This is a genomic window from Pseudomonas sp. R11F, from assembly GCF_050312575.1.
Lineage (GTDB): Bacteria > Pseudomonadota > Gammaproteobacteria > Pseudomonadales > Pseudomonadaceae > Aquipseudomonas > Aquipseudomonas palleroniana.
Map to the genome: position 1 here is coordinate 73,743 of NZ_JBNPJU010000057.1, position 25,179 is coordinate 98,921.

Annotated in this window: 23 protein-coding genes; 9 read left to right on the forward strand and 14 right to left on the reverse strand. The window is 60.0% G+C overall.

Going from position 1 to position 25,179, the window contains the following annotated elements; genetic code table 11:
- Positions 1 to 13: 13 nt before the first annotated feature.
- On the forward strand, positions 14 to 562 hold the full coding sequence (locus ACQRBV_RS15940; protein WP_411985159.1) for a glutathione peroxidase: 549 nt from the start codon (positions 14 to 16) through the stop codon (positions 560 to 562).
- 87 nt (positions 563 to 649) lie between these two features.
- Here ACQRBV_RS15940 and ACQRBV_RS15945 read toward each other — a convergent pair whose 3' ends face one another.
- The 4 genes from ACQRBV_RS15945 to ACQRBV_RS15960 all read right to left on the reverse strand — a co-directional run bounded on the left by ACQRBV_RS15945 (position 650) and on the right by ACQRBV_RS15960 (position 3,804).
- Positions 650 to 1,924, reverse strand: coding sequence for an OmpP1/FadL family transporter (locus tag ACQRBV_RS15945; protein ID WP_411985158.1), 1,275 nt, complete (start codon positions 1,922 to 1,924; stop codon positions 650 to 652).
- A gap of 146 nt (positions 1,925 to 2,070) precedes the next feature.
- Positions 2,071 to 2,553, reverse strand: a complete 483-nt coding sequence (locus tag ACQRBV_RS15950; RefSeq protein WP_060756075.1) for a hypothetical protein — start codon at positions 2,551 to 2,553, stop codon at positions 2,071 to 2,073.
- 278 nt (positions 2,554 to 2,831) lie between these two features.
- Positions 2,832 to 3,056 carry a hypothetical protein gene (locus tag ACQRBV_RS15955; RefSeq protein WP_003193022.1) on the reverse strand — a complete coding sequence of 75 codons (225 nt, stop codon included), beginning with the start codon at positions 3,054 to 3,056 and terminating at the stop codon, positions 2,832 to 2,834.
- A 442-nt stretch (positions 3,057 to 3,498) separates the two neighbouring features.
- Positions 3,499 to 3,804: a hypothetical protein gene (locus ACQRBV_RS15960; RefSeq protein WP_104994444.1), complete on the reverse strand. Its 306-nt coding sequence runs from the start codon at positions 3,802 to 3,804 to the stop codon at positions 3,499 to 3,501.
- A 457-nt stretch (positions 3,805 to 4,261) separates the two neighbouring features.
- On the opposite strand from ACQRBV_RS15960, the gene ACQRBV_RS15965 reads away from it, so the two are divergent.
- Together ACQRBV_RS15965 and rmuC are read left to right on the forward strand one after the other, a co-directional pair.
- Positions 4,262 to 4,585: a hypothetical protein gene (locus tag ACQRBV_RS15965; protein WP_060756072.1), complete on the forward strand. Its 324-nt coding sequence runs from the start codon at positions 4,262 to 4,264 to the stop codon at positions 4,583 to 4,585.
- 61 nt (positions 4,586 to 4,646) lie between these two features.
- Positions 4,647 to 6,125 carry a DNA recombination protein RmuC gene (gene rmuC, locus ACQRBV_RS15970; protein ID WP_411985204.1) on the forward strand — a complete coding sequence of 493 codons (1,479 nt, stop codon included), beginning with the start codon at positions 4,647 to 4,649 and terminating at the stop codon, positions 6,123 to 6,125.
- Positions 6,126 to 6,147: 22 nt separating this feature from the next.
- On the opposite strand, the gene ACQRBV_RS15975 is transcribed toward rmuC, so the two are convergent.
- The 3 genes from ACQRBV_RS15975 to ACQRBV_RS15985 all read right to left on the reverse strand — a co-directional run bounded on the left by ACQRBV_RS15975 (position 6,148) and on the right by ACQRBV_RS15985 (position 10,716).
- The gene (locus ACQRBV_RS15975; protein WP_411985157.1) at positions 6,148 to 9,618 is read right to left on the reverse strand and encodes a hybrid sensor histidine kinase/response regulator; all 3,471 of its coding nucleotides are present in this window, start codon (positions 9,616 to 9,618) and stop codon (positions 6,148 to 6,150) included.
- 73 nt (positions 9,619 to 9,691) lie between these two features.
- Positions 9,692 to 10,117 (reverse strand): YbaN family protein, encoded by a 426-nt coding sequence (locus ACQRBV_RS15980; protein WP_174554033.1) that lies wholly within the window; start codon positions 10,115 to 10,117, stop codon positions 9,692 to 9,694.
- An 11-nt stretch (positions 10,118 to 10,128) separates the two neighbouring features.
- A complete protein-coding gene (locus ACQRBV_RS15985; protein ID WP_090369491.1) occupies positions 10,129 to 10,716 on the reverse strand; it encodes a YecA family protein in 588 nt (195 codons plus the stop codon).
- 287 nt (positions 10,717 to 11,003) lie between these two features.
- Between ACQRBV_RS15985 and recQ the strand changes: the two genes are divergently transcribed.
- Both recQ and ACQRBV_RS15995 read left to right on the forward strand, forming a co-directional pair.
- Positions 11,004 to 13,130 (forward strand): DNA helicase RecQ, encoded by a 2,127-nt coding sequence (gene recQ, locus ACQRBV_RS15990; protein ID WP_090369493.1) that lies wholly within the window; start codon positions 11,004 to 11,006, stop codon positions 13,128 to 13,130.
- A gap of 121 nt (positions 13,131 to 13,251) precedes the next feature.
- Complete coding sequence (locus tag ACQRBV_RS15995) at positions 13,252 to 13,686, forward strand: MarR family transcriptional regulator (RefSeq protein ID WP_060756066.1); 435 nt, start codon at positions 13,252 to 13,254, stop codon at positions 13,684 to 13,686.
- Positions 13,687 to 14,002: 316 nt separating this feature from the next.
- Here the strand turns inward: ACQRBV_RS15995 and ACQRBV_RS16000 are convergent, their stop codons facing one another.
- Positions 14,003 to 16,192, reverse strand: coding sequence for a patatin-like phospholipase family protein (locus ACQRBV_RS16000; protein WP_090369495.1), 2,190 nt, complete (start codon positions 16,190 to 16,192; stop codon positions 14,003 to 14,005).
- 84 nt (positions 16,193 to 16,276) lie between these two features.
- Here ACQRBV_RS16000 and ACQRBV_RS16005 point away from each other — a divergent pair, with 84 nt between their 5' ends.
- Complete coding sequence (locus ACQRBV_RS16005) at positions 16,277 to 16,564, forward strand: SelT/SelW/SelH family protein (protein ID WP_060756064.1); 288 nt, start codon at positions 16,277 to 16,279, stop codon at positions 16,562 to 16,564.
- Between the two features lie 47 nt (positions 16,565 to 16,611).
- Here the strand turns inward: ACQRBV_RS16005 and ACQRBV_RS16010 are convergent, their stop codons facing one another.
- From ACQRBV_RS16010 to ACQRBV_RS16020, 3 genes are all read right to left on the reverse strand, one after another.
- Entirely contained in the window at positions 16,612 to 16,896 is a 285-nt protein-coding gene (locus ACQRBV_RS16010; protein ID WP_060756063.1) for a hypothetical protein, read from the reverse strand.
- Positions 16,897 to 17,028: 132 nt separating this feature from the next.
- Positions 17,029 to 17,913 carry a DMT family transporter gene (locus ACQRBV_RS16015; protein ID WP_411985156.1) on the reverse strand — a complete coding sequence of 295 codons (885 nt, stop codon included), beginning with the start codon at positions 17,911 to 17,913 and terminating at the stop codon, positions 17,029 to 17,031.
- Between the two features lie 100 nt (positions 17,914 to 18,013).
- Positions 18,014 to 18,763, reverse strand: a complete 750-nt coding sequence (locus ACQRBV_RS16020) for a helix-turn-helix transcriptional regulator (RefSeq protein WP_104994440.1) — start codon at positions 18,761 to 18,763, stop codon at positions 18,014 to 18,016.
- A 137-nt stretch (positions 18,764 to 18,900) separates the two neighbouring features.
- Here ACQRBV_RS16020 and ACQRBV_RS16025 point away from each other — a divergent pair, with 137 nt between their 5' ends.
- A complete protein-coding gene (locus ACQRBV_RS16025) occupies positions 18,901 to 19,710 on the forward strand; it encodes a UDP-2,3-diacylglucosamine diphosphatase (protein WP_060756060.1) in 810 nt (269 codons plus the stop codon).
- A gap of 125 nt (positions 19,711 to 19,835) precedes the next feature.
- Here ACQRBV_RS16025 and ACQRBV_RS16030 read toward each other — a convergent pair whose 3' ends face one another.
- From ACQRBV_RS16030 to phhA, 3 genes are all read right to left on the reverse strand, one after another.
- Positions 19,836 to 21,029: an amino acid aminotransferase gene (locus tag ACQRBV_RS16030; RefSeq protein ID WP_411985155.1), complete on the reverse strand. Its 1,194-nt coding sequence runs from the start codon at positions 21,027 to 21,029 to the stop codon at positions 19,836 to 19,838.
- Positions 21,029 to 21,385, reverse strand: coding sequence for a 4a-hydroxytetrahydrobiopterin dehydratase (locus ACQRBV_RS16035; RefSeq protein ID WP_060756058.1), 357 nt, complete (start codon positions 21,383 to 21,385; stop codon positions 21,029 to 21,031). The genes ACQRBV_RS16030 and ACQRBV_RS16035 overlap by 1 nt, the downstream gene beginning before the upstream one ends.
- A 97-nt stretch (positions 21,386 to 21,482) precedes the next feature.
- On the reverse strand, positions 21,483 to 22,274 hold the full coding sequence (phhA, locus tag ACQRBV_RS16040) for a phenylalanine 4-monooxygenase (protein WP_060756057.1): 792 nt from the start codon (positions 22,272 to 22,274) through the stop codon (positions 21,483 to 21,485).
- Between the two features lie 256 nt (positions 22,275 to 22,530).
- Here phhA and ACQRBV_RS16045 point away from each other — a divergent pair, with 256 nt between their 5' ends.
- Together ACQRBV_RS16045 and ACQRBV_RS16050 are read left to right on the forward strand one after the other, a co-directional pair.
- Complete coding sequence (locus ACQRBV_RS16045) at positions 22,531 to 24,093, forward strand: sigma-54-dependent transcriptional regulator (RefSeq protein WP_244385352.1); 1,563 nt, start codon at positions 22,531 to 22,533, stop codon at positions 24,091 to 24,093.
- A 328-nt stretch (positions 24,094 to 24,421) separates the two neighbouring features.
- On the forward strand, positions 24,422 to 25,162 hold the full coding sequence (locus tag ACQRBV_RS16050) for a flagellar basal body rod protein FlgF (RefSeq protein ID WP_060756055.1): 741 nt from the start codon (positions 24,422 to 24,424) through the stop codon (positions 25,160 to 25,162).
- The last annotated feature ends 17 nt before the right edge of the window (positions 25,163 to 25,179 follow it).

Consider the following 25,179-nt stretch of genomic DNA (forward strand, 5'->3'; position numbering starts at 1 on the left):
AAGGACCTTCGACATGTTGATGCGCTGGCTCGCTATACCCGTCCTGATGGCTGTTGGCAGTGTGACCATGGCTGCCGATTGCCCGGCGCTGCTTGAGGGGCAATTGCCCAAGTTGCGGGCCAAGGAGTCCATCGATTTGTGCCAGCGCTTTGCTGGTAAACCCCTGGTGATCGTCAATACCGCCAGCTTCTGCGGGTTCGCCCCGCAATTCAAAGGGCTCGAAGCCTTGTACCAACGCTATAAGGGCCAAGGGCTGGAAGTGATTGGCGTGCCTTCCGACGACTTCAAGCAGGAAGCCAAGACCGGCGAAGAGACCGCCAATGTCTGCTACGTGAACTACGGCGTGACCTTTACCATGACCGAACCGCAAACAGTCAAAGGCCCGGATGCGGTGCACCTGTTCAAGATCCTGGCGCAACAGAGCAGCGCGCCGAAGTGGAATTTCTATAAGTACGTAGTCGACCGACAAGGCAAGGTAATCGGCAATTTTTCCAGTTTGACCAAGCCGGACAACCCGGATCTGATCAAGGCGGTTGAGCAGGCGCTGGCGTCCAAACCCTGATCTTCGGCCACGAAAAAGCCCCGCCTCCTTTACGGGAGAGCGGGGCTTTTTTGTATTCAACTGGCGAGCCTGTGAGCTCGCAGTGAATCAGAACTTGTAGGTTGCACCCAAGCCGTAACCCCAAGCGCTGTTTTTATACTCGGAGTTATAGGCGTTGCCTTTACCGGTACGGTTGACGTTGACTTCTTCTTCCCACAAGTAGGAAAGAGCTGCGTCGATAGTCCAATCTTCGTTAGGGCTGAAGCCCGCACCGAAACTGACGGCCTTACGGTCGCCAGTTGGGATGCGCACCGAGCGGTCAGTATTGTTGGTCGGCGATTGGTCAACCGAGAAGCCGGTACGCAGGACCCACTGTTTGTTGATCTGGAACGAAGCGCCAATGGCCGAAGCCCAGGTGTCATGCCAGTTTTGTGGCTCGTTGATTCGACCAATTGGACCGGCCGCTCCTCCGAGGGCTGGCGAAACACCCTGGTTGTTGACGGTGATTTCTTTTAGGCGGCTCCACCGAGTCCATGTGGTACCAGCATACAAGGTCCACTGGTCATCCAGCTTATGTGTGACCGAAAGGTCGTACGATTCTGGCGTGGTGATGTTCAACGATGCATCAAAGCGGCCACCGTTGAAAGGACCGAACCCTACGCCGGAAATATCGGTGTGGCCTGTGAGGTTATAAGAAACTTTGGAAGTATAGGTCAGGCCGATGTTCGTGCTCGCCCATGGCGTCACCAATATGCCTACCTTATAACCCCACGCAGTGTCATCACCCTTGATGTCGACCAGTCCGTCATTGCGGCCGAAGGTTGGAGCAAAAGGGGTGGCCGAGGTCAGATTGCCGCTGATCTTGTTGAAGGTTGGGCCAACACCTACCGACACGTACTCGTTGAAGGCGTAGCTGACAGTGGGCTGGATGGTGACGACCTTCACATCACTCTTCTTGCCGTAATAGCGGCTGGCAGAGGTGTTTTCGTAGTTGGTGATCAGGCCGAAGGGAGCGTATACACCCAAGCCGAAGGCCAGATCATCGGTCGCTTTTTTCACGGCAAACAGCATCGGGACTTTGGTAAATGGAACCATATCGCCGTCGCTGGTGCCGCCAGGTGGGCCACCGCTGGTATTTTTGATATCGGTTTTGGCGTCGATCGCTGCGACACCGGCAGTGATTTGATCGCGCTTCAAGCGCGACATGCCAGCAGGGTTGCCGGCGACAGTACTTGCATCATCGGCAGATGAGGAGCGCCCCGCAAAACCTGTGCCCATCCCACTGATGCTTTGCTCGTTCAAGGCAAAGCCGCTTGCGAACAGTTGGGAAGATGCCATGGTAACGGCGAGGCTAAGTGTGGTCTTGAGCATTACTTTTTTCATTATTAGAACTCCGTGGTGATCACCGCTGCGGAAAGTAGCAATAAATTTGAGTTAGCGCTATAGGCCGTAAATCAGGAGATAGAGCGGTTTTGTAGGACAATCCGACCAGATTCGCCGTTTTTAGCCGAATCTTGCAAAACGCCTGATCAACAAGTCACCTGATTCATGGGTGAAACACAGGTTTGCCACGCACGGGTGAAATCCCGCAGCCGGCCTTGAGGGTGAAATATTTCTTTCCAGATACGCGCCATCGCCAATACATCACCTGGCGGGGGTAGGGCTGGGCTGTGTTGTTCCACCAGTAACCAGGCGATTGCCGTGGCGTAGCGCAAGTTCACCGTCAGCTCCAGCTGCGGGGCGCTCAGGAATGCATGTTGGCTGGCCAGCCCACGCACGAGGCTGGCACGTTCGGGGTCGAGTGCCAGGTAGTCGTCCCAGAGGGCGCGGTGCCGAGGTTCGGTGATGCTGTACAGGCCATGGCCGCGCCGATCATGCAGGGCGGAACCCAGTTCCGATTGGCTGGCGGCGATGCCCAGCAGCAGGGATTCGGCTGTCGGATCATGGCGGCCGAGGTACATCAACGTCGGCCGGATCACATAACGACACAATTCGCTGGCGGCGATACCCATACAAGCCTCAATCCATGAAAGTGGATGACGAGGCCTGAGACAGGAGGGCTTGGCAGCGGTGAATTGGATCTCAGGCCCGTCGGAAGCGGATCATGCCGCTTGACTTGAAGTGTAGTGTCATATTTGCGATGTAAAGGACTGTTTTTAAAATATTTCCTTCATTTAGTTATAACGTTTATATCTATTTGAACTTAGTACAAAAGCTCAACTACCGAATTTCAGGCAATAAAAAACCCTGCCGTCAGACAGGGTTTTTGTATTTCAGCGACCTGGGTCGATCAGGCAGTCAATGCCTGACGGGTGCGATCGATCACAGCCTGCAGCGGTTCCGCGCTGGAGTATTGATCGGGGTACAGGCGTTCGCTGTGACGCGCGATGCCGTGTTCGTTGACCAGAGTGAAGCTGAAGCAGCCTTTGCGAGCAGCCATGATCAGGCAGTTCATTGGGGCAAAAGCGTTAGTGAGGGTGCGAATGGCATCCTGAGTGTGGATTTGAGCGTTCATATTATTGGTGTTCCTACAAATGACACGGATAAGAACCGTGCAACGTTAAAACGTTCCAGTAACGCTGATCACCATTGATCAAGCGAAGAACCCGACTGGAACAAAGCAGCCAGTTGAAGCGCTGATAAGTTTGGCGCGCTTGGGCTGGCAGGTAGGTACTTAGGAGGGCAGGCGACACAACAAGGGCAAAGGTTCTGGGCCCGGGGTGAAGATCCTGATCAATTTGCAGGTTGGTTCGGTCAGAGTATTGAAACTTGGCGGCACCCTTTGCTTGTTCAAAGGCAGTGTCGTCGCAAGTGATACCTGGAAACCATCGAGGTGGTCGATCCCGTGCTTTTCAGGGGACTTGTTCGACCAGAATTGACTTTCAGCTTGGTACTAACGCCGTGGATAGTAACGGATTGAAACAAGGAAGGGAAGTGTGCTAGCTGAAAAACTTCAATCAGGCACCGAGCAGGCCACGATAGACCAGTACGGTCAGGGATGCGGCCAGCGCGCAGCCCAGGCCGTAAGCCGCGATTGTCAGGCGTAGGGACTGGCCGGCTTCGATCACCTTCATCACGTCGCGCATGTCACTGATCCTGCCTTCGCCCAGTTCGATGCACAGGCTGGTCGCGGTAAAGGCGGCCGATAGCAGGATGGCGCCGGCAAACAGTGCGCCGTCGGGTGAAGGCAATACTGCGTTGATTCCCAAAGAGGTCGCGCATACCGCCAGCAACAGCACGGCGAATAACAGAATGCCTTTCATGGATGCTTTCACGGTTGCGTTGTCGGTGGGCAGTGTGGCGAGGCGGGACGGATTTGAAAAGTCCCTGGCTCTGCCTTGTCGGTAACATTTTCAGGCGGTGTGGGACCAAAAAGCTCCCTTGATATAACCATTGGAAGGGGACTTGTGCACATTAGTTGCGGAGTATGTAACCGGTTTGTCAACCGTCCGCAAGGGGCTTCGTTAGCCTGTATTGGAAATTTAAGTCAATGAAAAATCTCGCTTTTTTTTATTGGTGAAAAAATCGTCAGTTTGACTGCGGCCCCCATTCCATGGGCCTTTGGGAGAGTTAAAGAGAGGTTGTCCACTGAGTTATCCACAGCTTCTGTGGATTGTCCCAAGCGCTTGCTCTAGAACGGGCCGGCAGGTTTTTTTCAGCTTTACCTGTACGAAAAAAAGAGTAGAGTGGCGCGCCCTCCGTTCTGTCCCACAGTGCTTTATGAAGTTTCGCTCAGTATCACCCACTGTTACCGATACCCCTCAAACTGTTACCGCACCCAAGCGCTTCTCCTTGAAGGTCGCTTTGTGGCTGCTCGATAGCCCGCGCCTGGGGCAGAGCACCAACATCAAGCACTTCGCTGGGCGCTTGCTCAAGCAGCCGGCCCGTGAAGGCGTGGTCGCCGCACAAAGCCGCCTGGGGCAATTGATGTGCCGTGAATGCGGCAACGCCCGCGACCGCCGCATCGGCCACGACCTGTTGCGCCTGGCGGCGCGTGCCGGTGACCGGCGTGCTCAACGCGAACTGGGTCAAGTCGAAGACTGAGCTGTCTTCCTGCCCTGTGCTTGGTTAACCTTGCTCTATTTCGGTGAAGGCAGAAATGGCTATGGTTTTAGACTGGACCAGTATTGCCTTGGGTCTTGCTGGTGCAGCAGTGCCGTTATTGGCGCTGTGCTGGCAGATTCAGCGGCGGCTGACGGCGCGCATGGCCGGCTGGGAATTGCTCGAAGAGCGCTTGGCGAACGCACAATTGGCCCAAGAAGGAATTGCCGCCCAGCTGGATGCCAGCCGTGATGAGGTCAGTGACCTGAGCCAGGCGAATGCCGCCAAGCAAGCCGAGCTCGCCGCCGTGCGCCGCGAAGTCGAGCTGTTGCAGATCGACCGTGATAATGCCCGCGACGCCGCTCACGCGTGGAACCTCGACCGCAATGCCAAGGACACCGAACTGCGTCGTCTCGACGCACTTTCGGCGGCGCTGCGTGCCGAGCTGCGTGAGCAACAGGACAGCCATCAACAACGCCTCGCGGATCTGCAAGGTTCGCGCGATGAACTGCGCGCGCAATTCGCTGAACTTGCCGGCAAGATTTTCGACGAGCGTGAACAGCGCTTTGCCGAAACCAGCCAGGAGCGCCTGGGTCAATTACTCGACCCCCTCAAGGAGCGCATCCAATCCTTTGAAAAGCGCGTGGAAGAAAGCTACCAGAACGAAGCACGCGAACGCTTTTCCCTGGCTAAAGAGCTGGAGCGCCTGCAGCAACTGAACCTGCGCCTGTCGGATGAAGCCACCAACCTGACCCGTGCGCTCAAGGGCCAGAAAACCCAGGGCAACTGGGGCGAACTGATCCTGGAGCGCGTACTGGAACATGCAGGGCTGGAGAAGGGCCGCGAATACCAGACCCAGGTCAGCCTCAAAGGCCCGGATGGCGAGCGTTTCCAGCCGGATGTGCTGATCATGTTGCCTGGCGACAAACAGGTGGTGGTGGATTCCAAGGTCAGTCTGACCGCCTATCAACAGTATGTGGCGGCAGATGACGAGGTGATCCGCCAAGCGGCGTTGAAGCAGCATGTACTGTCCCTGCGCAATCACGTAAAAGGCTTGGCCGACAAGGACTACAAGCGCCTGGAAGGCTTGCACAGCCTGGATTTCGTGTTGCTGTTCGTGCCCATCGAGGCGGCATTTTCCGCCGCATTGCAGGCCGAACCGAACCTGTTCCAGGAGGCCTTCGACCGTCATATCGTAATTGTCAGCCCAACGACGCTCTTGGCCACCTTGCGTGTGATCGACAGCCTCTGGAAGCAGGAGCGCCAAAGCCAGAACGCGCGGGAGATTGCCGAGCGTGCCGGTTGGCTCTACGACAAGTTCGTGCTGTTTATCCAGGACCTGGATGAAGTGGGCAACCGTCTGCAACAGTTGGATAAAGCTTACAGTGCGGCACGAAACAAGCTGACGGATGGACGAGGAAATCTGGTCAGCCGTACCGAGCAATTAAAACTGCTCGGTGCGCGTGCGAGTAAAAGCCTGCCGGCGGATTTGCTCGAGAGGGCGATGACCGATGCCGATGGTGTGGTGCATTTACCTGAGTAAGCGCACGGCCTCTGCCGCCTGATTACAGCGGCAGATGCCGGCTCAGCAGCGCCCGCAATGCCGCCGGCTTGACCGGCTTGGCCAGGTAATCCAAGCCTGCTGCATGCACCTCGGCCACCGTTTCTGGCCGCCCGTCGGCGCTGATCACGACTCCGGGGATGGGCTCTGCCATTTGTGCGCGCAGCCATCTCATCAGTTCGGTGCCGGTTTCGCCGCGGTCCAAGTGGTAATCCACCAGCGCCAGTTGCGGGCGCACACCGTCAGCCAGAAGGGCCGCGCATTGCGCCTGGTCGGTGGCAGTCCACACCTCGCAACCCCATCGCGTCAGCAGGCTGCGCATGCCGATCAGGATGCTTTCTTCGTTGTCCACACACAGGACCTGCGCGCCGCTTAACGGTTGCCCATTGTCTTGCGTGGCCTTGAGCTGCGGGCTGGCCTGGTTGCGCGCCAATGGCACGCGCACGCTGAATACACTGCCTTTGCCCGGCCACGAACGCACACTCAGGGTATGGCCCAGCACACGGCACAAGCCATCGGCAATCGCCAGGCCCAGGCCCAGCCCCTTTTCGGCACGTGTCTGATGGCTGTCGAGGCGCTTGAACTCTTCGAAGATCACCTTTTGCTTGTCCTGTGGAATGCCGGGGCCGCGGTCCCAGACTTCCAGGCACAGCTCGCCCTGGCGTCTGCGTACGCCAAGCAGCACTGGGCCGTCGGCGTAGCGGAACGCGTTGGTGAGAAAATTCTGCAGAATCCGCCGTAGCAGCTTGATGTCGCTGTCGACCCGCAACCGGCTGCCGCGCAGCCGGAAACGCAGGCCTTGTTCCTGGGCCAGCGCCTTGAATTCAGCGCCCAGGGTGTCGAAGAGTTCGTTGAGGACAAAGGGCTGGCGCTGCGGATTGATCTTGCCGTTTTCCAGGCGTGAGATATCCAGCAGGTCGCTGATCAAGTCCTCGGCGGAACGTAGCGAACTGTCCAGGTGTTGCACCAATTGCCGGGCTTCGGTGGACAGGCCCTCGTGCTGGTGGGAGAGGGCGGCGGAGAACAGTCGTGCCGCGTTCAGCGGCTGCATCAGGTCATGGCTCACCGCAGCCAGGAAGCGGGTCTTCGACTGGCTGGCGGATTCCGCCACACCCTTGGCATCCGTAAGCGCGACATTGAGCTGCGATAGCTCATGGGTGCGCTCGGTCACCCGTTGCTCCAGGCCCTCGTTGGCTTCGGTCAAGGCTTGTTCGGCTTCGCGGAATGCAGTGATGTCGGTGAAACTCATGACAAACCCACCGCCGGGCATCGGGTTGCCGATCAGCTCGATCACCCGACCATTGGGGAACAGGCGTTCGGACGTATGCGCGCGGCCCTGGCGCATCCAGTGCAGGCGTCGAGCCACATGCACTTCCGCTTCGCCGGGGCCGCACAGGCCACGTTCGGCGTTGTAGCGAATGATGTCGGCAATGGGCCGGCCGACGCTGATCAAGCCCTCGGGGTAGTTGAACAGCTCCAGGTAACGGCGGTTCCAGGCCACCAGCTTCAGCGACTGGTCGACCACGCTGATGCCCTGGGTGATGTTTTCAATCGCGCCTTGCAGCAATGCCCGGTTGAATTGCAGGACCTCGGAGGCTTCGTCAGCGATGCGTACGACGTCTTCCAGCTGCATTTCTCGGCCTTCAATCGCAGCCTTTACTACGGCGCGCGTCGAAGAGGCGCCGAGCACACCCGCCAACAGGCGTTCGGTATGAGCGATCCAGTCATTGTCGGCGTTCTGGTTAGGGTTGAAGCCTTTGCCCTGACGATAGGCAAAGCGAATAAAACTTTGCTGGGCACGTTCTTCACCGACAAAACGTGCAGCGAGGCTGAGCAGGTCGCTGATCTGCACCGACAACATGGAGCGAGCGCTGGCGCGCTGGTGGATTTCCTGGCCAACAAATCGCCCGGCCTGCCAATGCTCGGAAACCCGTGTACGCGACAGCATCGAGACCCATACGAACAGCGTGAAGTTACCTGCCAGGGAAAACACGGTGCCCAGGGTCAGCGACGTGACGGACAAACCGAGCGGGTGAGAATGCATCCACGTCAGCCCTGGGAAAAGGCTGAGCGACCACCCCAGGCTCTTGGCGGTAACCGGTAGGACCAAGGTGTAAAACCACAGGAAAGTGCCCGCTGCCAACCCGGCAAACACGCCACGACGGTTGGCCTGCTTCCAGTACAGCGCGCCGAGCATCGCCGGGGCCAGTTGGGTGACGGCCGCAAAAGCGATCTGGCCGATGGTGGCCAGGCTTGCGGTGGAGCCGAGCAGGCGATAACTCACATAGGCCAGCAACAGGATCAGCACAATACTGACCCGACGTACCGACAGCATCCAATGACGGAACACTTCGAATGGCCGTTCGGCACTGGAGCGTCGCAGCAGCCATGGCAGCAGCATGTCGTTGGAGACCATGGTCGACAAGGCGATGCTGGCGACGATCACCATGCCGGTGGCGGCCGATGCACCGCCGATAAACGCCAGTACCGCGAGGGCCGGATGGGCTTCGGCCATGGGCAGGCTGATCACGTAGGAGTCTGGCAATACCGAGCCGGGCAACAGCATTTTGCCGCCCAGGGCGATGGGAATCACGAACAGTGCGGCGAGGATCAAGTAAGCCGGAAACACCCACTTGGCCAGGCGCAGATCCTGGGGGTCGATGTTCTCCACTACCGTGACATGGAACTGCCGGGGCAGGCAGATAATCGCCATCATGGCTACGCCGGTCTGCACCACCATCGACGGCCAGTTGATCGTCTCTTTCCAGTACTCCTCCAGGCGCGGGGCGAGTACCGCCTGGGTGAACAGGTCGCCGAAACCGTCGTACAGGCCGTAGGTTACAAACGCGCCAACCGCGAGAAACGCGAAGAGCTTGACCAGGGATTCAAAGGCAATCGCCAGCACCATGCCACGGTGGTGCTCGGTGGCATCGAGGTTGCGCGTGCCAAACACAATGGTGAACAGCGCCAGCACCAGCGATACGACCAAGGCCGTGTCCTGGGCGCGAGTGCCCGTGGTGTCAGGGCCGGAACCGATCAACAGGTTCACGCCCAGCACAATGCCTTTGAGCTGCAGGGCGATATAGGGCAGTACCCCGACCAGGCAAATCAGTGCGACAACCACGGCCAGGGATTGGGACTTGCCGTAGCGCGCGGCGATAAAGTCGGCAATGGAGGTGATGTTTTCCTGCTTGCTGATCAGAATCATCTTCTGCAGCACCCAGGGTGCCAGCACCAGCAATAGCACTGGCCCCAGATAAATCGGTAAAAACGCCCACAATTGTTCGGCGGCCTGGCCTACGGCGCCGAAGAAGGTCCAGCTGGTGCAGTAAACGGCCAGCGACAGGCTGTACACCCAGGCACGCATGCGCGGCGGCAAAGGCGCGTGGCGGCGATCGCCGTAAAAAGCGATGGCAAACATAATGGCCATATAGGCCATGGCAACGGCGGCGATTAGCCCGCTGGACAGCGTCATGGTAACTCCGAAACTGAGAACACCCGGGCATTCCAGGCCCGGCTGGACAGTCTCGCATGATGTTTGGGGTTAGTCAGTGTCGACCAAGGTCTGAGCGCGACTTGGTGTCGCGGGGTGGCAGGGTCTTCTGGCGCAGAATATAGATCGTTACCAGCACCGCGCTGGTCAGCATGAATCCACGTGCCCAGGGCAAAGGGACGAGGTAGCAGGAAAAACCGATGCTCAGCCACATCAAGCCGATGGCGTAGACCTTGCCCTTGAGCGGAATGCCATTGCCGTCCAGGTAGTCACGAATCCATGGGCCCAGGCGCGGGTGTTCCACCAGCCACTGATAGAAACGCGGGGAGCTTCGGGCGAAGCAGGCGGCGGCGAGGAGCAGGAAGGGGGTGGTCGGCAACACCGGCAGGAAGATACCGATCACTCCCAGCGCTACGCTGAGCCAGCCGATGGCCAGCAGTGCGTAGCGCAGGAGCAGCGAGCGATTGCCCATGGGGGGCATGGGCAAACGACTCAGTGATGACGTGGCTTGAGGATCGCCGGTTTTTCGTCAGGCGCGTTGCACAGCAGGTACAGGGCGGTCAGGGCTTCCGGGATCTGTACGATCATGTCGTCCATCAGGTTGGCGTCGGCGGCGATATCGGAAAACTCGGCTTCTTCTTCAAACAGCCCGGAACCGACCATGATCGGCAGCAGCATTTCGCTGACTTCTTCCTCGGCGGTCTCGAACCATGCGGCTTCGCGCAGGAACACGCCTTCCATGAACCCGATGCACCAGCCGCGCAGGTCGGAGTCATCCGGCTCATCGCCCAGGTCGAGGTCGCATGGCAGCTCGAACTCTTCGTCGGAGGCCAGTTGGCGGCTGATGTGGGCCTTGAGGGCGATCAGCGTGGATTCGATTTCCTCGCGTTGGGCGGCATCCTTGTAGTGCGGCTCTTCGGCGAACAGCGCGTCGATCCATTCACGGTCAGGCACGACATCGGCGCAGATCGACAGGGCGGTCAGGTAACCGTGGGCGGCCACGTAGTCCAGCGCCTCGTCATGCAGCTCATCGGCGTCGAGGAAGGCTTGCAGGCGGGTTAGTTGCTCAGCGAAGGACATTGAAGGACTACCTTGGGAATAAACGATGCTGAATTCTAGGCCTTCTTGAGCGCCCAGGCCAGCCGCAACGCCACATTTACCGGGTTTGGCTGCCGGGGTAGAGCGACGGGACTATTCGTCAGACGCCCCCTTTGCCGGATAACGCTCGGGTATACTGCCGCGTTTTGTGATGCCCCGCAGGCCAAGCGCCCCTCCGAGAAAACTTCGCTTACGGATTATTTTCCGTGAAATCGTCTTTTCTCGGCCAGCCTGTACAGAGGGATTTCGGCACTATTTTGGAGTTTTACATGCTCGAGCAGGCTCAACGCGTCCTCAAGGACATCTTCGGCTACGAAAGTTTTCGTGGCCGCCAGGGTGCGATCATTGAGCGCGTGGCCAGTGGCGGCGACGCCCTGGTGCTGATGCCTACCGGTGGCGGCAAATCATTGTGCTTCCAGGTGCCGGCCTTGTTGCGCAACGGCCTGGCGGTGGTGGTGTCGCCGTTGATCGCCTTGATGGATGACCAGGTCGCCACGCTCGAAGAACTCGGCGTCGCCGCCGCGTCCTTGAACTCCACCCTCAGCGCCGAACAGCAGCGCGACCTGGCGGCTCGTATCCGGCGTGGCGAAGTGAAGATGCTCTACCTGGCTCCCGAGCGGCTAGTGCAGCCGCGCATGCTGGCCTTCCTGCAGAGCCTGGAAATTGCCCTGTTCGCCATCGATGAAGCTCACTGCGTGTCGCAATGGGGTCATGATTTTCGCCGTGAATATTTGCAGTTGGGCCAATTGGCCGAGCTGTTCCCCGACGTGCCGCGTATCGCCCTGACCGCCACCGCCGATAAACGTACCCGCGAAGAAATCGTCGAGCGTCTGCACCTGCAGAACGCCGAGCGTTTCCTGTCGAGTTTCGATCGGCCGAATATTTTCTACCGCATCGTGCCCAAGGAGCAGCCGCGCAAGCAACTGCTGGCATTCCTGTCCGAGCGGCGCAGCGATGCGGGCATTGTCTACTGCCTGTCGCGCAAAAAAGTCGATGAGGTGGCGGCGTTCCTGTGTGAGCAAGGCTACCCGGCGCTGCCGTACCACGCCGGCCTGCCCAACGATTTGCGGGCTTACCACCAGAAGCGCTTCCTCAACGAGGAAGGCCTGATCATGGTGGCAACCATCGCGTTCGGCATGGGCATCGACAAATCCAACGTGCGCTTCGTGGCTCATATGGACCTGCCCAAATCCCTCGAGGCGTATTACCAGGAAACCGGTCGTGCCGGCCGTGATGGCCTGCCGGCGGATGCCTGGATGGCCTACGGTCTGCAAGATGTGGTGATGCTCAAGCAGATGCTGCAGAACTCCGAAGGCGATGAGCGCCACAAGCGCCTGGAGCAGCACAAGCTCGACGCCATGCTGTCGCTGTGTGAAGAGACCCGCTGCCGCCGCCAGACGCTGCTCGCCTATTTCGACGAAGACATGCCGCAGCCGTGCGGCCATTGCGACAATTGCGTGGATGGGGTGCAGACCTGGGATGCTACCGAGCCGGCGCGTCAGGGCCTGTCCGCCATCTACCGAACCGGCCAGCGTTATGGCGTGGGCCATCTGGTGGATGTATTGCTGGGCAAGGACAACGAAAAGATACGCAGCTTCGGGCACGAGAAACTTTCGGTCTACGGTGTCGGCAAGGCGCGTGCCGAAGGCGAGTGGCGTTCGTTGTTTCGTCAGATGGTTGCGCGTGGCCTGGTGGATATCGACATTGAGGGTTTCGGCGGCCTGCGTTTGAACGACAGCTGCCGGCCGTTGCTCAAGGGCGAAGTGAGCCTTGAGCTGCGCCGCGACCTCAAGCCGCAGGCCACCGCCAAGAGCAGTACCAGCCAGGCCAGCCAACTGGTGCGTGGCGAGGAGCGCGAGCAATGGGAAGCCTTGCGTACCCTGCGCCGCAAACTGGCGCAGGAACACAGCGTGCCGCCTTATGTCATTTTCCCCGACTCCACGTTGCTGGAAATGCTGCGTGAGCAACCCACCACCCTGGCCGAAATGGCGAGGGTCAGCGGCGTCGGTGCGCGCAAGCTGGAGCGTTATGGCCAGGCTTTCCTGGAAGTGCTCGGTGGCGAGGCCGAAGCGCCGAAGGAAGTCACCGATATTCGCCATGAGCTGATCAGCCTGGCCCGTGCCGGGATGACCCCGATTCAGATCGCCGGGCAGTTGCAGTGTTCGGAAAAGAACGTCTATACCTTGCTCGCCGAGTCCATCGGCAAGCAGCAATTGTCGTTGGAGCAGGCCCTTGATTTGCCGGAAGATTTGCTCGGTGAAATCCAGGATGCGTTCCTGGACGGTGAAGGCGAGTTGCCATCGGTTGCTGAAATTGCGCCGCTGTTTATCGGGCGTGTACCGGAGGGTGTTCTGTACTGTGTGCGTGCCGCTTTGCAGTCTGAATTCGAGATTTAGTGTGCCAATTGCGACAATGTAACGAATCAGTACATAGCGAGGCTTGCCTACTGGCATGGCTCATGCTTAGCTGACTAATAATTAGCCACACTTTATTTTCAGTCTAAATCATGAGTTTTTTATGCCGTTAACCGATCAACACCGTTTTGGCATGCAGTTGGCGCAAATGTCCCGAGGTTGGCGCGCCGAACTGGACCGTCGCCTGGCGGGGCTGGGCTTGTCCCAGGCGCGTTGGCTGGTGCTGTTGCACCTGGCCCGTTTTGAAGAAGCTCCCACCCAGCGTGAGCTGGCACAAAGCGTCGGGGTAGAAGGGCCGACCCTGGCGCGCCTGCTCGACAGCCTGGAAAGCCAGGGCTTGGTCCAGCGCCAGGCGGTGCTGGAAGACCGCCGCGCCAAGCGCATCTTGCTGTGCGATAGCGCCCGGCCGCTGATCGATCAGATCGAAACCATCGCCACGGCCTTGCGCCATGAACTGTTTGTGGGCGTGGATGAAGAGGACATGCGCGTATGCATGCGTGTACATGGGCACATCCTGGCGAACCTGGAAAAGTCCTGACCCGGCTGTAGTGAGCGGGCTTGCTCTATGCCAGTCAGTTAAGCGATAGAATGGACGATGAATAACTTGTGGGAGGGGGCTTGCTCCCGATGAGGGTGTGCCAGTCAGCAGTTTATCGACTGACCCACCGCTATCGGGAGCAAGCCCCCTCCCACAGTGACAGCGTTAAGCCTTAACTGACTGGCATTAGGGCAAGCCCCGCGCTGGGTGGCGCAGCCGCCCCAACAAGACCGCTGCGGTGTTGCAGTGAGGCCGAGGTGCCTGGGTTTGGGGCGGCTTCGCCACCCAGCGCGGGGCAAGCCCGCTCACTACACAGCTAGAAGGTTTGCCCAAGGTTCAGGTATACCGCCTGCTGCTTGTCATCATTGAACCCATAGCTGAAATTCAGCGGCCCCAGCGGTGTATCAAACCCGAGGAAAACGCTCGCGGCGTTGATGTACCCGCTGTCGAACTGGTTGTCGTTGTTCCACGCCCGCCCGCGTTCCACTGACGCGCCGAGGTACAGCGGGAAGTCCAGCGGCAGGTATGAACGCGGCGTCAGGCGGCGGAAGTACACTGCCCGCATCAGGGCGATGTTCTGGCCCGAGATAGCATCCTCGCGAAAGCCCGACAGTTGTCGTGCGCCACCGAGCAGGAAGCTGGAAATCACTACATCGGATTTATCCAGGGTGCGTCCATAACGCCCACCCAGTATCAGCGTGTCCGGGCCGTGGCTCATGGCTTTGTCCAGCTTGAATTCCCATTGACGGTAGCGTTGGTCCGAACCCAGGCCGGGCTCGAATTCGCGGATGGCCAGGCCGATGTCTTCGCCGGAGTGGGGGAAGTACACGTTATCCAGGGAGTCGAACGAGTACTTCAGTTCATAGAAGCCTTCGCTGAAACTTACGCTCGGCAGGTCCCGGTCACCGATGCGCACGTCCGCCTTGCCCCAGGCTTCCCCGACGCCGAAGCGGATCTCGCCGCTGTTGCCGATCTGCCGCCCTACGTTCAGGCCGAAACCGTAACGCTCCAGGCGATATTCGGAGATGGGGTCGTTGTCCAGAATCAGTTCAACGTTCTGCGCCTGGGCCCTGACATAAGGCGCGATGAAATACCGTGAGCCGGTGTCCATTGGCTGGTAGAACTCGCTGTACAACTCTTGGCGATCGCCGATCTGTAGCCGTGTCAGCCATTCGGCGCCAAGCCGGTTGATGCCATTCATGCGGTAGCTGGCGCCGAGGTTGAAGGCACTGTCACCGCGCAGGTCATCCGACAGGTTCAAGCCCAGGCGCAGGTAGTCGGTGCCGCTGCGCTTGCCCCGTGCGCTGATCACCAGGGTGTTGTCGTGACCTTTCTTGACCACGCGGTACTGCACCTGCTCGAAGTAGTCCAGGCCGTACAAAGTGCCCATGTCCGCTTGCAGGCGACCCAGGTTCAGCGGTTCACCCAAGGCTTGGCGGATGTAGTAGCGAATCACGTCATCGCTGATTTTCGAGTCGTTCTCCACTTGGATCGCGGTGATGATCGGCGTGCGTTCGCCCGGTGTGCGGGCACTCACCAGTTGCGGGTCCACGGGCGCTGCGGGGCGCAGGTGGGCCAGACGGACGTCGAGGGCACGAGTGGCGCGGTAGCCGGCATCGATCATGTCCCTGGCGCGACCGAAATCCGTCACCCCGTAGGCCGCCAGCGGCGGCTGGATCAGTACATCCTTGGGATGCAGGGCCTTGAGTTGCTCTTCGGAGTTTCGCCGAGTCATCAGCGTGATGGATTGGTTGAGTACATCTACCACCGTCGCCAGTTGCTTGCGTGAGCGTAGCGGGGTGCCAATGTCCACCACGATGGCAATGTCGACGCCCATTTCTCGCGCCACATCCAGCGGGATGTTGTCGGTCATGCCGCCGTCCACCAGCAGCCGGCCGTCCAGTTCCACGGGGGCGAACACCGCAGGGATCGACATGCTGGCGCGTATCACCTGAGGCAGGTGGCCTTTGTTGAACACCACTTTCTCGCCGGTGGTGATGTCGGTGGCCACGGCACGGAAAGGAATGGGCAGTTTGTCGAAATTGCGGATGTTGCTGGTGTGGGCAAACATGCTTTCCAGCAACAACGCCAGGTTCTGGCCCTGGATCACGCCCAGTGGCAGGCCAAGGCTGCCGTCGTCGCGAAAACTGAGCTTCTGCTTGACCAGGAAGTCGCGATCATCCTGTTTACGGCGAAACGGCACATCTTCCCGTGGGGGTGCATCGGACAGTGCCTGTTGCCAATCGATATCGAGCGCGAGCTTTTCCAGCTCATCGATTTTATAGCCTGATGCGTAAAGCCCACCAATCACTGCGCCCATGCTGGTGCCGGCAATCGCATCGATCTGGATCCCTTGTTCCTCCAGTGCCTTGAGCACGCCGATATGCGCCAGGCCACGGGCGGCACCGCCGGACAACACCAGGCCGATCTTGGGGCGGGGCGTCTCAACGGCGTTGGCGAGGAGGGGGAGCAGACATAGAAACAGACAAGACAGCAGGCGGCGCATCATGAATCTCAAGGCTGGGCGATAAAGGTCGGTATTATAGCCACTCGATCTTCCGAGCCCGTTACGTCAGGAACCTCTCAAATTATGTCTGCAAGCAAACCCGAGATCGTCATCACCTATTGCACCCAGTGTCAGTGGCTGTTGCGCGCGGCATGGCTGGCCCAGGAGTTGTTGAGCACCTTCGCCGACGACCTGGGGCGTGTGGTGCTGGAGCCGGCCACCGGCGGCGTTTTTCGCATCACCTGTGAGGGCGTGCAGATCTGGGAGCGCAAGGTGGATGGGGGCTTCCCGGAGGCCAAGGTACTCAAGCAGCGCGTACGCGACCAGATCGACCCACAACGCGACCTGGGCCATAACGATCGGGCATCCTGAATACCGAGGCCACCGCCACCTACGAACGGTGACCCCGCGTGGCGCTGCTATTTGGCAGCCATTTTGTTCTTGATGAAACCGATGATAAACGTCAGCACCAGGCCGCCGAAGCCACTCCCGACGATGTTGCTGCCGAGCGCCGCAACGTTCAGCGCGTCGCCTGCCGGTGCGCCAAGCAGCCAGGAGAGCAACTGGCCGAGTACCAGCCCGCCCAAGCCGCCAACCATTGAGTTGAGCCCGGTACTGCCGAGGCTCTGGTGGGTCATGCCGGCCAGGTTGCCGCCGATGGCACCGCTGATGATCTGAACCAATAAACTGATGAACATTTCCATGGTGAAACCCCTGCATCGCGTAAAGGGAGTGACCACTCGCGTGCAGCAACTTCAGAAACGGCCATGGCTGTCGTCGAGGTGTCTTTTATCCGTTGAACGACTACCGACTGTTGCGGATGTTTGAAGTATAGATCAGGCCGTAGCCGCGGGCTGCTTGGCCTGGCTGGCGCTGCCCATCAAGCCGGAGAGCACGATGGCGGCGATGATCAGCGCACCGCCCAGCAGCATGCGCAGCGTTGGGGTCTCGGCAAACAGCAACCAGGCCACGGTGATGCCGTAGACCGGCTCCATGGCGAATACCACCGAGGCGGTGCGCGCCTTGATGACGGCGAGGCTGGCGACGAACAGGCTGTGGGCCACGCCGGTACAGAACACGCCCAGCAGTCCGATCCAGAGCCAGTCGATGGCGCGCACATCCGCCAGTCCTGGCGCGGCCACGGGCAACAGGCAGGCGGCTACCACCATGTTTTGGCACAGCGCCGCCTGTACCGCAGGAATCCGCCCGGAACTGGCGCGGTTGTTCAGTGACAACAGGGAAAACAGCAGGCCGGAGGCAATGCCCCACAGCAACCCGCCCGTGGCTTCGCTGGCGAGGTTGAAGTCCGGCGTCACCAGCACCAGGCCAACGCTGACCAGCGCGACCAGCAGCCATTCACTGGGGCGAATGCGCTCGCGGAAGATCAACCCTTCGAGGATCACTGTAAACGCCGGGAATGCGGTAAACCCCAAGGTCGCCACGGCGACCCCCGCCACCTTGACCGCCATGAAAAAGGTCACCCAATGCGCCGCCAGCAGCACGCCGCTGACCAGCAAGCGACGCCAGTCGCGCAGCTCCAGGCTTTTCCAGGCTGTGTTGCTGGCAAGCCGCGCGAAGAGGGCCAGGGCGATCACGGCAAACACGGCACGGCCAAACACGATGATGGCCGGCGAGGCGGCCGCCAGTTTGCCGAAAACACCGGTGAGGCCAAACATCAATGCGCCAATATGCAGGGCGCCGAGGGCTGAGCGGGGAGTCATTGCGATCCTTTGAACCGACGGGTAACAGAAACGCAGTCTAGAGGGTTGCCGAGGGGGGCGTCTGTCGTGCGGCTCGCGATTTTTATCGCAAGGCTCTTCCTTAGGATGAGCGACGCAACCTGCCGGGCGATGCGCCGAACTCCCGCAACATCGCGGCGGCAAACGCACTTTGTGAGCTGTAGCCGACGCAATCAGCGATTTCTCCGATAGGCAGCACGGTCTCGCGCAGCAGCTTCAACGCCTTCTGCAGGCGGCGGGTGCGAATGTAGTCCATCGGCGTCTGCCCGCATTCGGCCATGAAGCGTGCATGCAGGCGCGCCACCGACAGCTCGGCAATTCGCGCAAGGTCCGCCACTTGCAGGGGATGCGCGACGTGCCGCTCGATATGCGCATTGAACGCTGCATACGGCAGGCGCCGGCCAGGCAAGGGCTGGGCCTGCGGATGATTGAGGCTGGCGAGCAGCAACACGGCGCCTTGCTGGACAATCAACGGGTCTTCCACCGGGCTGTGGGCCAGCCATTGCACCAACTGGTTTTGCCGGGCATCCAGCGCCAGGCGCGTCGGTTGATCCAGCAGGCGGCGGCTGGCATCGGCGTGTTCGCCCAGAGATTGCAGCAGCCAGTGCTCAGTCGGCACATCCAGCACCAGGCAGCGGCTGCCGTCGCGACTGCCGCAGGCATGATGGGCGTTGAAGGGCAGCACCATCACGCTGCTTTCGTGCACCTGGCTGCCACGGCCATCCACCTCCAGGTCCAAATGCCCGGACAGGCCGAACACCAATTGCGCATGGTCATGGCTGTGGGCGAGGGGGGCTTCGACGTAGTGGCGCAGCGTGAGGGACGGTCTCATCGCGGTCTCCAGAGCAACAAGTGCGCAGTCTACAACGCTTCGCAGGTGCCCGGCGCTGTCATCGCACTGACGCAAAGCTGTCATGGGCTATTAATCGCGAGGGCGCAAGCTCGCGAAAACACCGTCGAGGGATGCCCATGACCAGTGCCGAGTTCGCCAGACCCAGCCGCAAACAACGGGTTCGTACCCTATGGATTTCCGACGTGCACCTGGGCACCCGGGATTGCCAGGCCGAACACCTGTCGCAGTTCCTCAAGGGGTACCACGCCGATAAGGTGTACCTGGTCGGCGACATCATCGACGGCTGGAAGATGCGCGGCGGCATGTATTGGCCCCAGGCCCATACCAATGTGATCCGGCGCCTGCTGACCATGGCCAAGCGCGGCACCGAGGTGATTTACGTCACCGGCAACCACGACGAATTCCTGCGCCGCTATTCCAAGCTGATCCTGGGCAATATCCAACTGGTGGATGAAGCGGTGCATGTGACCGCTGATGGTCGCCATTTGCTGGTGATCCACGGCGATCAGTTTGACGTGATCACCCGTTACCACCGCTGGCTGGCGTTCCTCGGCGACTCGGCCTACGAATTTACCCTGACCCTGAACCGCTGGCTCAACCACTGGCGCGCGCGGTATGGCTATGGCTACTGGTCGCTGTCGGCGTACCTCAAGCATAAGGTCAAGACGGCGGTGAGTTTTATCAGCGATTTCGAAGAAGCGATTGCCCACGAAGTGACCCGGCGCGAGCTGCATGGCGTGGTGTGCGGGCATATTCATCATGCCGAAATTCGCAAGGTGGGCGAGGTGGACTACCTCAACTGCGGGGACTGGGTAGAGTCGTGTACGGCGTTGATCGAGCACTGGGATGGGAGTATCGAGTTGTACCGCTTGGCGGATGCGCAGGCGAAAGAGGCGCAGCTCAAAGCCGAGATGGTTGCCGGCTAGTGTTCGACCCAGTCCGAATGTGGGAGGGGGCTTGCCCCCGATAGCTCTGTGTCAGTCAGCACTTCAGTTGCTGAAAGACCGCCATCGGGAGCAAGCCCCCTCCCACATTTTCAGTCAAGGTTTCTTCAGTTGGAAACGTCGGCGATGGCCTGGGCCAACAGGGTCAGCCGCTTGGCATCAATCCCTGCAACGCTGGCACGCCCCGAACTCACCATGTACACGCTGTGCTTCTCGCGCAGTTGTTTCACCTGTTCGGCATTCAAGCCGGTATAGGAAAACATCCCGCGCTGCGCGCCGATATGCGCAAACCGCTCGGCCAAGCCATGGGGCGCCAATGCCTCGACCAAGCCCGCGCGCAAATGGGCAATCCGCGAGCGCATGGCTTCGACTTCGTCGCTCCACACCTTTTTAAGTTCAGCGTCACCCAGGATGGTCGCGACCACTGCCGCACCATGATCCGGCGGCGTCGACCATAGGTTGCGTGCGATATTCGCCAGTTGGCTGCGCACATCCGTGAGTTTCTCGGCGTCTGCCGTGCACACGATCAAGGCGCCGACACGGTCGCGATACAGGCCGAAGTTCTTCGAGCAGGAACTGGTGATCAGTACCTCAGGCAGCTCGGCGGTAAACAGCCGCACTGCCCAGGCGTCCTGCTCCAGGCCGTCGCCGAAGCCCTGGTAGGCGAAGTCGATCAGTGGCAGCAAGTGGCGCTCGCGCACGATCTGCAGCACCTGGCGCCAATCCTCCTGGGACAGGTCGAACCCGGTCGGGTTATGGCAGCAGGCGTGCAGCAGCACGACGTCGCCTTTGGGCACAGTCGACAGGGTGGCGAGCATCGCCTGCACATCCAGGCGATTGTCAGTGCCCACATAGGGGTAATGGCTGACCTTGATCCCGGCCTTGGCGAAGATCGTTTCGTGGATCGGCCAGGTCGGGTTGCTCAGCCACACGCCGCGACCGGGCAGGCTGTGGGCGATAAAGTCGGCGCTCAAGCGCAGGGCACCGGTGCCACCTGGGGTCTGGGTGGCGCCGGCGCGGCGTTCGCGGATCAGCGGGGAATCGGCGCCCAGCACCAGCTCGCTGATCAGGCTGCCGAACGCAGGGTTGCCGTGCCCGCCGATGTAGGTCTTGGTGGTCTGCGTGTCCACCAGGCGTTGCTCGGCCAGCTTGACCGAATGAGGGATCGGCGTCAGGCCCTGGTCGTCCTTATAGACGCCCACGCCCAAGTCGAACTTGTTCGGGTGGGTGTCCTGGGCGTACAGGTCCATCAGTCCGAGGATCGGGTCGCCGGGCACGCGGCCAATGGCATCGAAGTGCATTACTTGCGGCCCTCGGCAGTCTTGGCCACTTCGTCAGTGCGTGCGGCCATGATGAAGTCGTTGCGGTGCAGGCCCTTGATGGAGTGGCTCCACCAGGTCACGGTGACTTTGCCCCACTCGGTAAGCAAGCCTGGGTGATGGCCTTCGGCTTCGGAGATTTCACCCATGGCATTGGTGAAGGCGAGGGCGAACTTGAAGTTCTTGAACAGGAAAACCTTTTCCAGCTGCATCACACCGTCGCGGACTTCGATGTTCCAGTCGGGGATCTGCTTGATCAGTACCGGCAGCTCTTCATCGCTGACTTGCGGGGCGTCGGCGCGGCAGGCTTCGCAGTGGGCTTGGTTCAAGTTGGTCATGGGGGTGTCCTGAATTCGAATGTTTGAAGGTCAGTAGCGTCACCCTAAAGCAACGCGGGGCCAGGGAACAGACTCACCTGGCCTTAATCGATGAGGTTCACGCAGCCTTGGGCTTGGGCGGGAATTTCGGCGCATGCAGTCCCAACTGCATCCCGCGCTCGACCATGGCCATGATGTCTTCCTGCGCCACTTCGAACAGGCGCTTGAGCTCAGGCAGTACGAAATACAGCGGTTGCAGGATGTCGATACGGTAGGGGGTGCGCATGGCCTCCAGCGGGTCGAAGGCTTGATGCTCGGGCTCGTCCGACAGGCTGTACACCGTCTCCTTGGGCGAAGACAGAATGCCACCCCCGTAGATACGTCGGCCTTGCGGCGTGTCTACCAGGCCGAACTCGATGGTCATCCAGTACAGGCGCGCCAGGTATACCCGTTGCTCTTTGGTGGCCGCCAGGCCGAGCTTGCCGTAGGTGTGGGTGAATTCGGCGAACCAGGGGTTGGTCAGCAGCGGGCAGTGGCCGAAGATCTCGTGGAAGATATCCGGCTCTTGCAGGTAGTCCAGTTCTTCACGGGTACGAATAAAGGTCGCCACTGGAAACTGCTTGCTGGCGAGCAGTTCGAAGAAGGTCTGGAAGGGGATCAATGCCGGTACGCGGGCGACTTGCCAGCCGGTGGTTGCGGCCAGCACTTGGTTGATCTCACCCAGTTGCGGGATGCGATCCAGCGGTAGACCGAGCTTGTCGATGCCGTCCAGGTATTCCTGGCAGGCGCGGCCCTCGATCACTTTCAACTGGCGCGTGATCAGGGTGTTCCACACCGCGTGTTCTTCCGGCGGGTAGTGGATAAAACCTTGCGCATCGGGCTCGCGGGCCACGTATTGCGTCTGCTTCATACGGCTCTCCTGCTAGGCATTCGTTCTTGTTATGTCCTGCGATGAGCTATTGATAACCCGCTGGGCGTTGGATTCCACCTACCTTCAGCGGTGATGCGTAGGAAAATATACCGGTTTTCGTAAAGTATTCGTTACGGCTGTAGGGCTAATCTTTGCGCTGGGCTGTGAAACGTGCGCAAGGTGTCACATAATCTTGACGACAATCTGCGCCCAGTGACAAAAAGACGCGGCGCCTTCCCACTTTTCGAGCCCTTTCATGCGTATCAAAGTGCACTGCCAGAACCGTATCGGCATCCTGCGGGACATTCTCAACCTGCTGGTAGAGTACGGCGTCAACGTCGCCAAGGGCGAAGTCGGCGGTGAGCATGGCAACGCGATCTATCTGTTTTGCCCCAACCTTGTGAACATGCAATTCCAGGCGCTGCGTCCGCAATTCGAGGCGATAGCCGGGGTGTTCGGGGTCAAGCGCGTCGGGCTGATGCCCAGCGAACGGCGGCACATGGAACTCAACGCGCTGCTCGGCGCCCTGGAGTTTCCGGTGTTGTCGATCGACATGGGCGGTTCCATCGTTGCCGCCAACCGCGCCGCCGCGCAGTTGCTCGGGGTGCGGGTGGACGAGGTGCCGGGGATTCCGTTGTCGCGTTATGCCGAAGACTTCGATCTGCCGGAGTTGGTGCGCGCCAGCAAGTCGCGGATCAACGGCCTGCGGGTCAAGGTCAAGGGTGACGTGTTTCTGGCGGACATCGCACCGCTGCAATCGTCCGAGCACGATGACAGCGAGGCCATGGCCGGTGCGGTGTTGACTCTGCACCGTGCCGACCGCGTCGGTGAACGCATCTACAACGTGCGCAAGCAGGAACTGCGCGGCTTCGACAGTATTTTCCAGAGCTCCAAGGTCATGGCTGCGGTGGTGCGTGAAGCCCGGCGCATGGCGCCGTTGGATGCACCGCTATTAATAGAAGGGGAAACCGGCACCGGTAAAGAACTGCTGGCCCGTGCTTGCCACCTGGCGAGCCCGCGTGGGCAGTCGCCGTTGATGGCGCTTAATTGCGCAGGCCTGCCGGAGTCGATGGCCGAGACCGAGCTGTTCGGCTACGGGCCTGGTGCGTTTGAAGGCGCACGGGCCGAGGGTAAGTTGGGGCTGTTGGAGTTGACGGCCGGCGGTACGCTGTTTCTCGACGGGGTGGGGGAAATGAGTGCGCGCTTGCAGGTGAAGTTGCTGCGGTTTTTGCAGGACGGTTGCTTCCGCCGTGTAGGCAGTGATGAGGAGGTGTACCTGGATGTGCGTGTGATCTGCGCCACCCAGGTGGACTTGTCCGAGTTATGCGCGCGCGGCGAGTTCCGCCAGGACCTTTACCACCGTCTCAACGTGCTGTCCCTGCACATCCCGCCCTTGCGCGAATGCCTTGATGGCCTGGCGCCGTTGGTCGAGCACTTCCTCGATCAGGCCAGCCGGCAAATCGGCTGTGCATTGCCTAAGTTGGCGCCGGCAGCCATGGATCGCCTCAGTCACTACCATTGGCCGGGTAACGTGCGGCAGCTGGAAAACGTGTTGTTCCAGGCGGTGTCGTTGTGTGATGGCGGCACGGTCAAGGCCGAGCACATTCGTTTGCCGGACTACGGCGTGCGTCAGCCGCTTGGCGATTTTTCCCTGGACGGCGGCCTGGAAGAGATCGTCGGGCGGTTCGAGAAGGCGGTGCTGGAAAGCCTGTACGCCGAGCACCCCAGCAGCCGGCAATTGGGCAAGCGTCTGGGGGTGTCTCACACCACCATCGCCAATAAGCTGCGTGATTACGAAATCCTCAAGTCCGACAAATAACTCACTGACAAAACCCCGTCAGAAATGTGGGAGCGGGCTTGCTCGCGAATGCGGAGTGTCAGTCAGTACATGTGTGACAGGTCTACTGCATTCGCGAGCAAGCCCGCTCCCACATTTGATCTCTATCGCCGATAAGACCGGCGCTTGCCGCAGGCGGCATAAGTCCGCCGTTTTTCCGACTATTCCCTGATCCTGAATTTTAAAGACACCCCCGAAAACCCCCGCCCCGCCTGGACTTCAGGTTCTTTTTAAAAGTTGGTTCGCAAATTGCTTAAGCCTCGTCAGTACAGCGGTGGGCGGCAAGCGTCCGTCAGAAAGAGGAAAGAGCGTGGACAAGTACCTTTATGTGGCAATGACCGGCGCCAGCCAGAATGCACTGGCGCAGAAGGCCCATGCCAACAACCTGGCGAACATTTCCACCAATGGTTTCCAACGTGACCTGGAGCAGGCGCGTTCGATGCCGGTGTTCGGTGACAGCTTTCCCGCACGGGCATTTGCGATGACCGAGCGGCCTGCCACCGACTTTTCCCCGGGCGCCATGATCGAAACCGGCCGCGACTTGGATGTGGCCGTCAGCGGCGACGGCTGGATGGCCGTGCAAACCCCGGATGGCGGCGAAGCCTACGTGCGCAGCGCCAGCATGAATGTGGATGCGCTGGGCGTGCTGCGGGCCGGCAACGGTATGCCGATCATGGGCAACGGTGGCCCGATTGCCGTGCCGCCCCAACAGAAAATCGAAGTGGGCGCCGATGGCACCATCAGTATCCGCGCCATGGGCGAAGGCCCACGGGTGATGGCGGAAGTAGACCGTATCAAGATGGTTCAGCCCGACCTCAAGAACATGACCAAGGCCCTCGATGGCACCATCCACACCAAGGACGGCAAGCCGGCCCAGGCTGACGCGAACGTCAGGCTGACCTCGGGTTTCCTGCAGGCGAGCAACGTCAATGCGGTGGAAGAGATGACCTCGGTGCTGGCGCTTTCCAAACAATTCGAGCTGCACATCAAGATGATGAACAGCGCCAAGGAAGACGACCAGGCCATGACTCGCGTTCTATCGATGAGCTGAAGCCGGCGACGACTGAC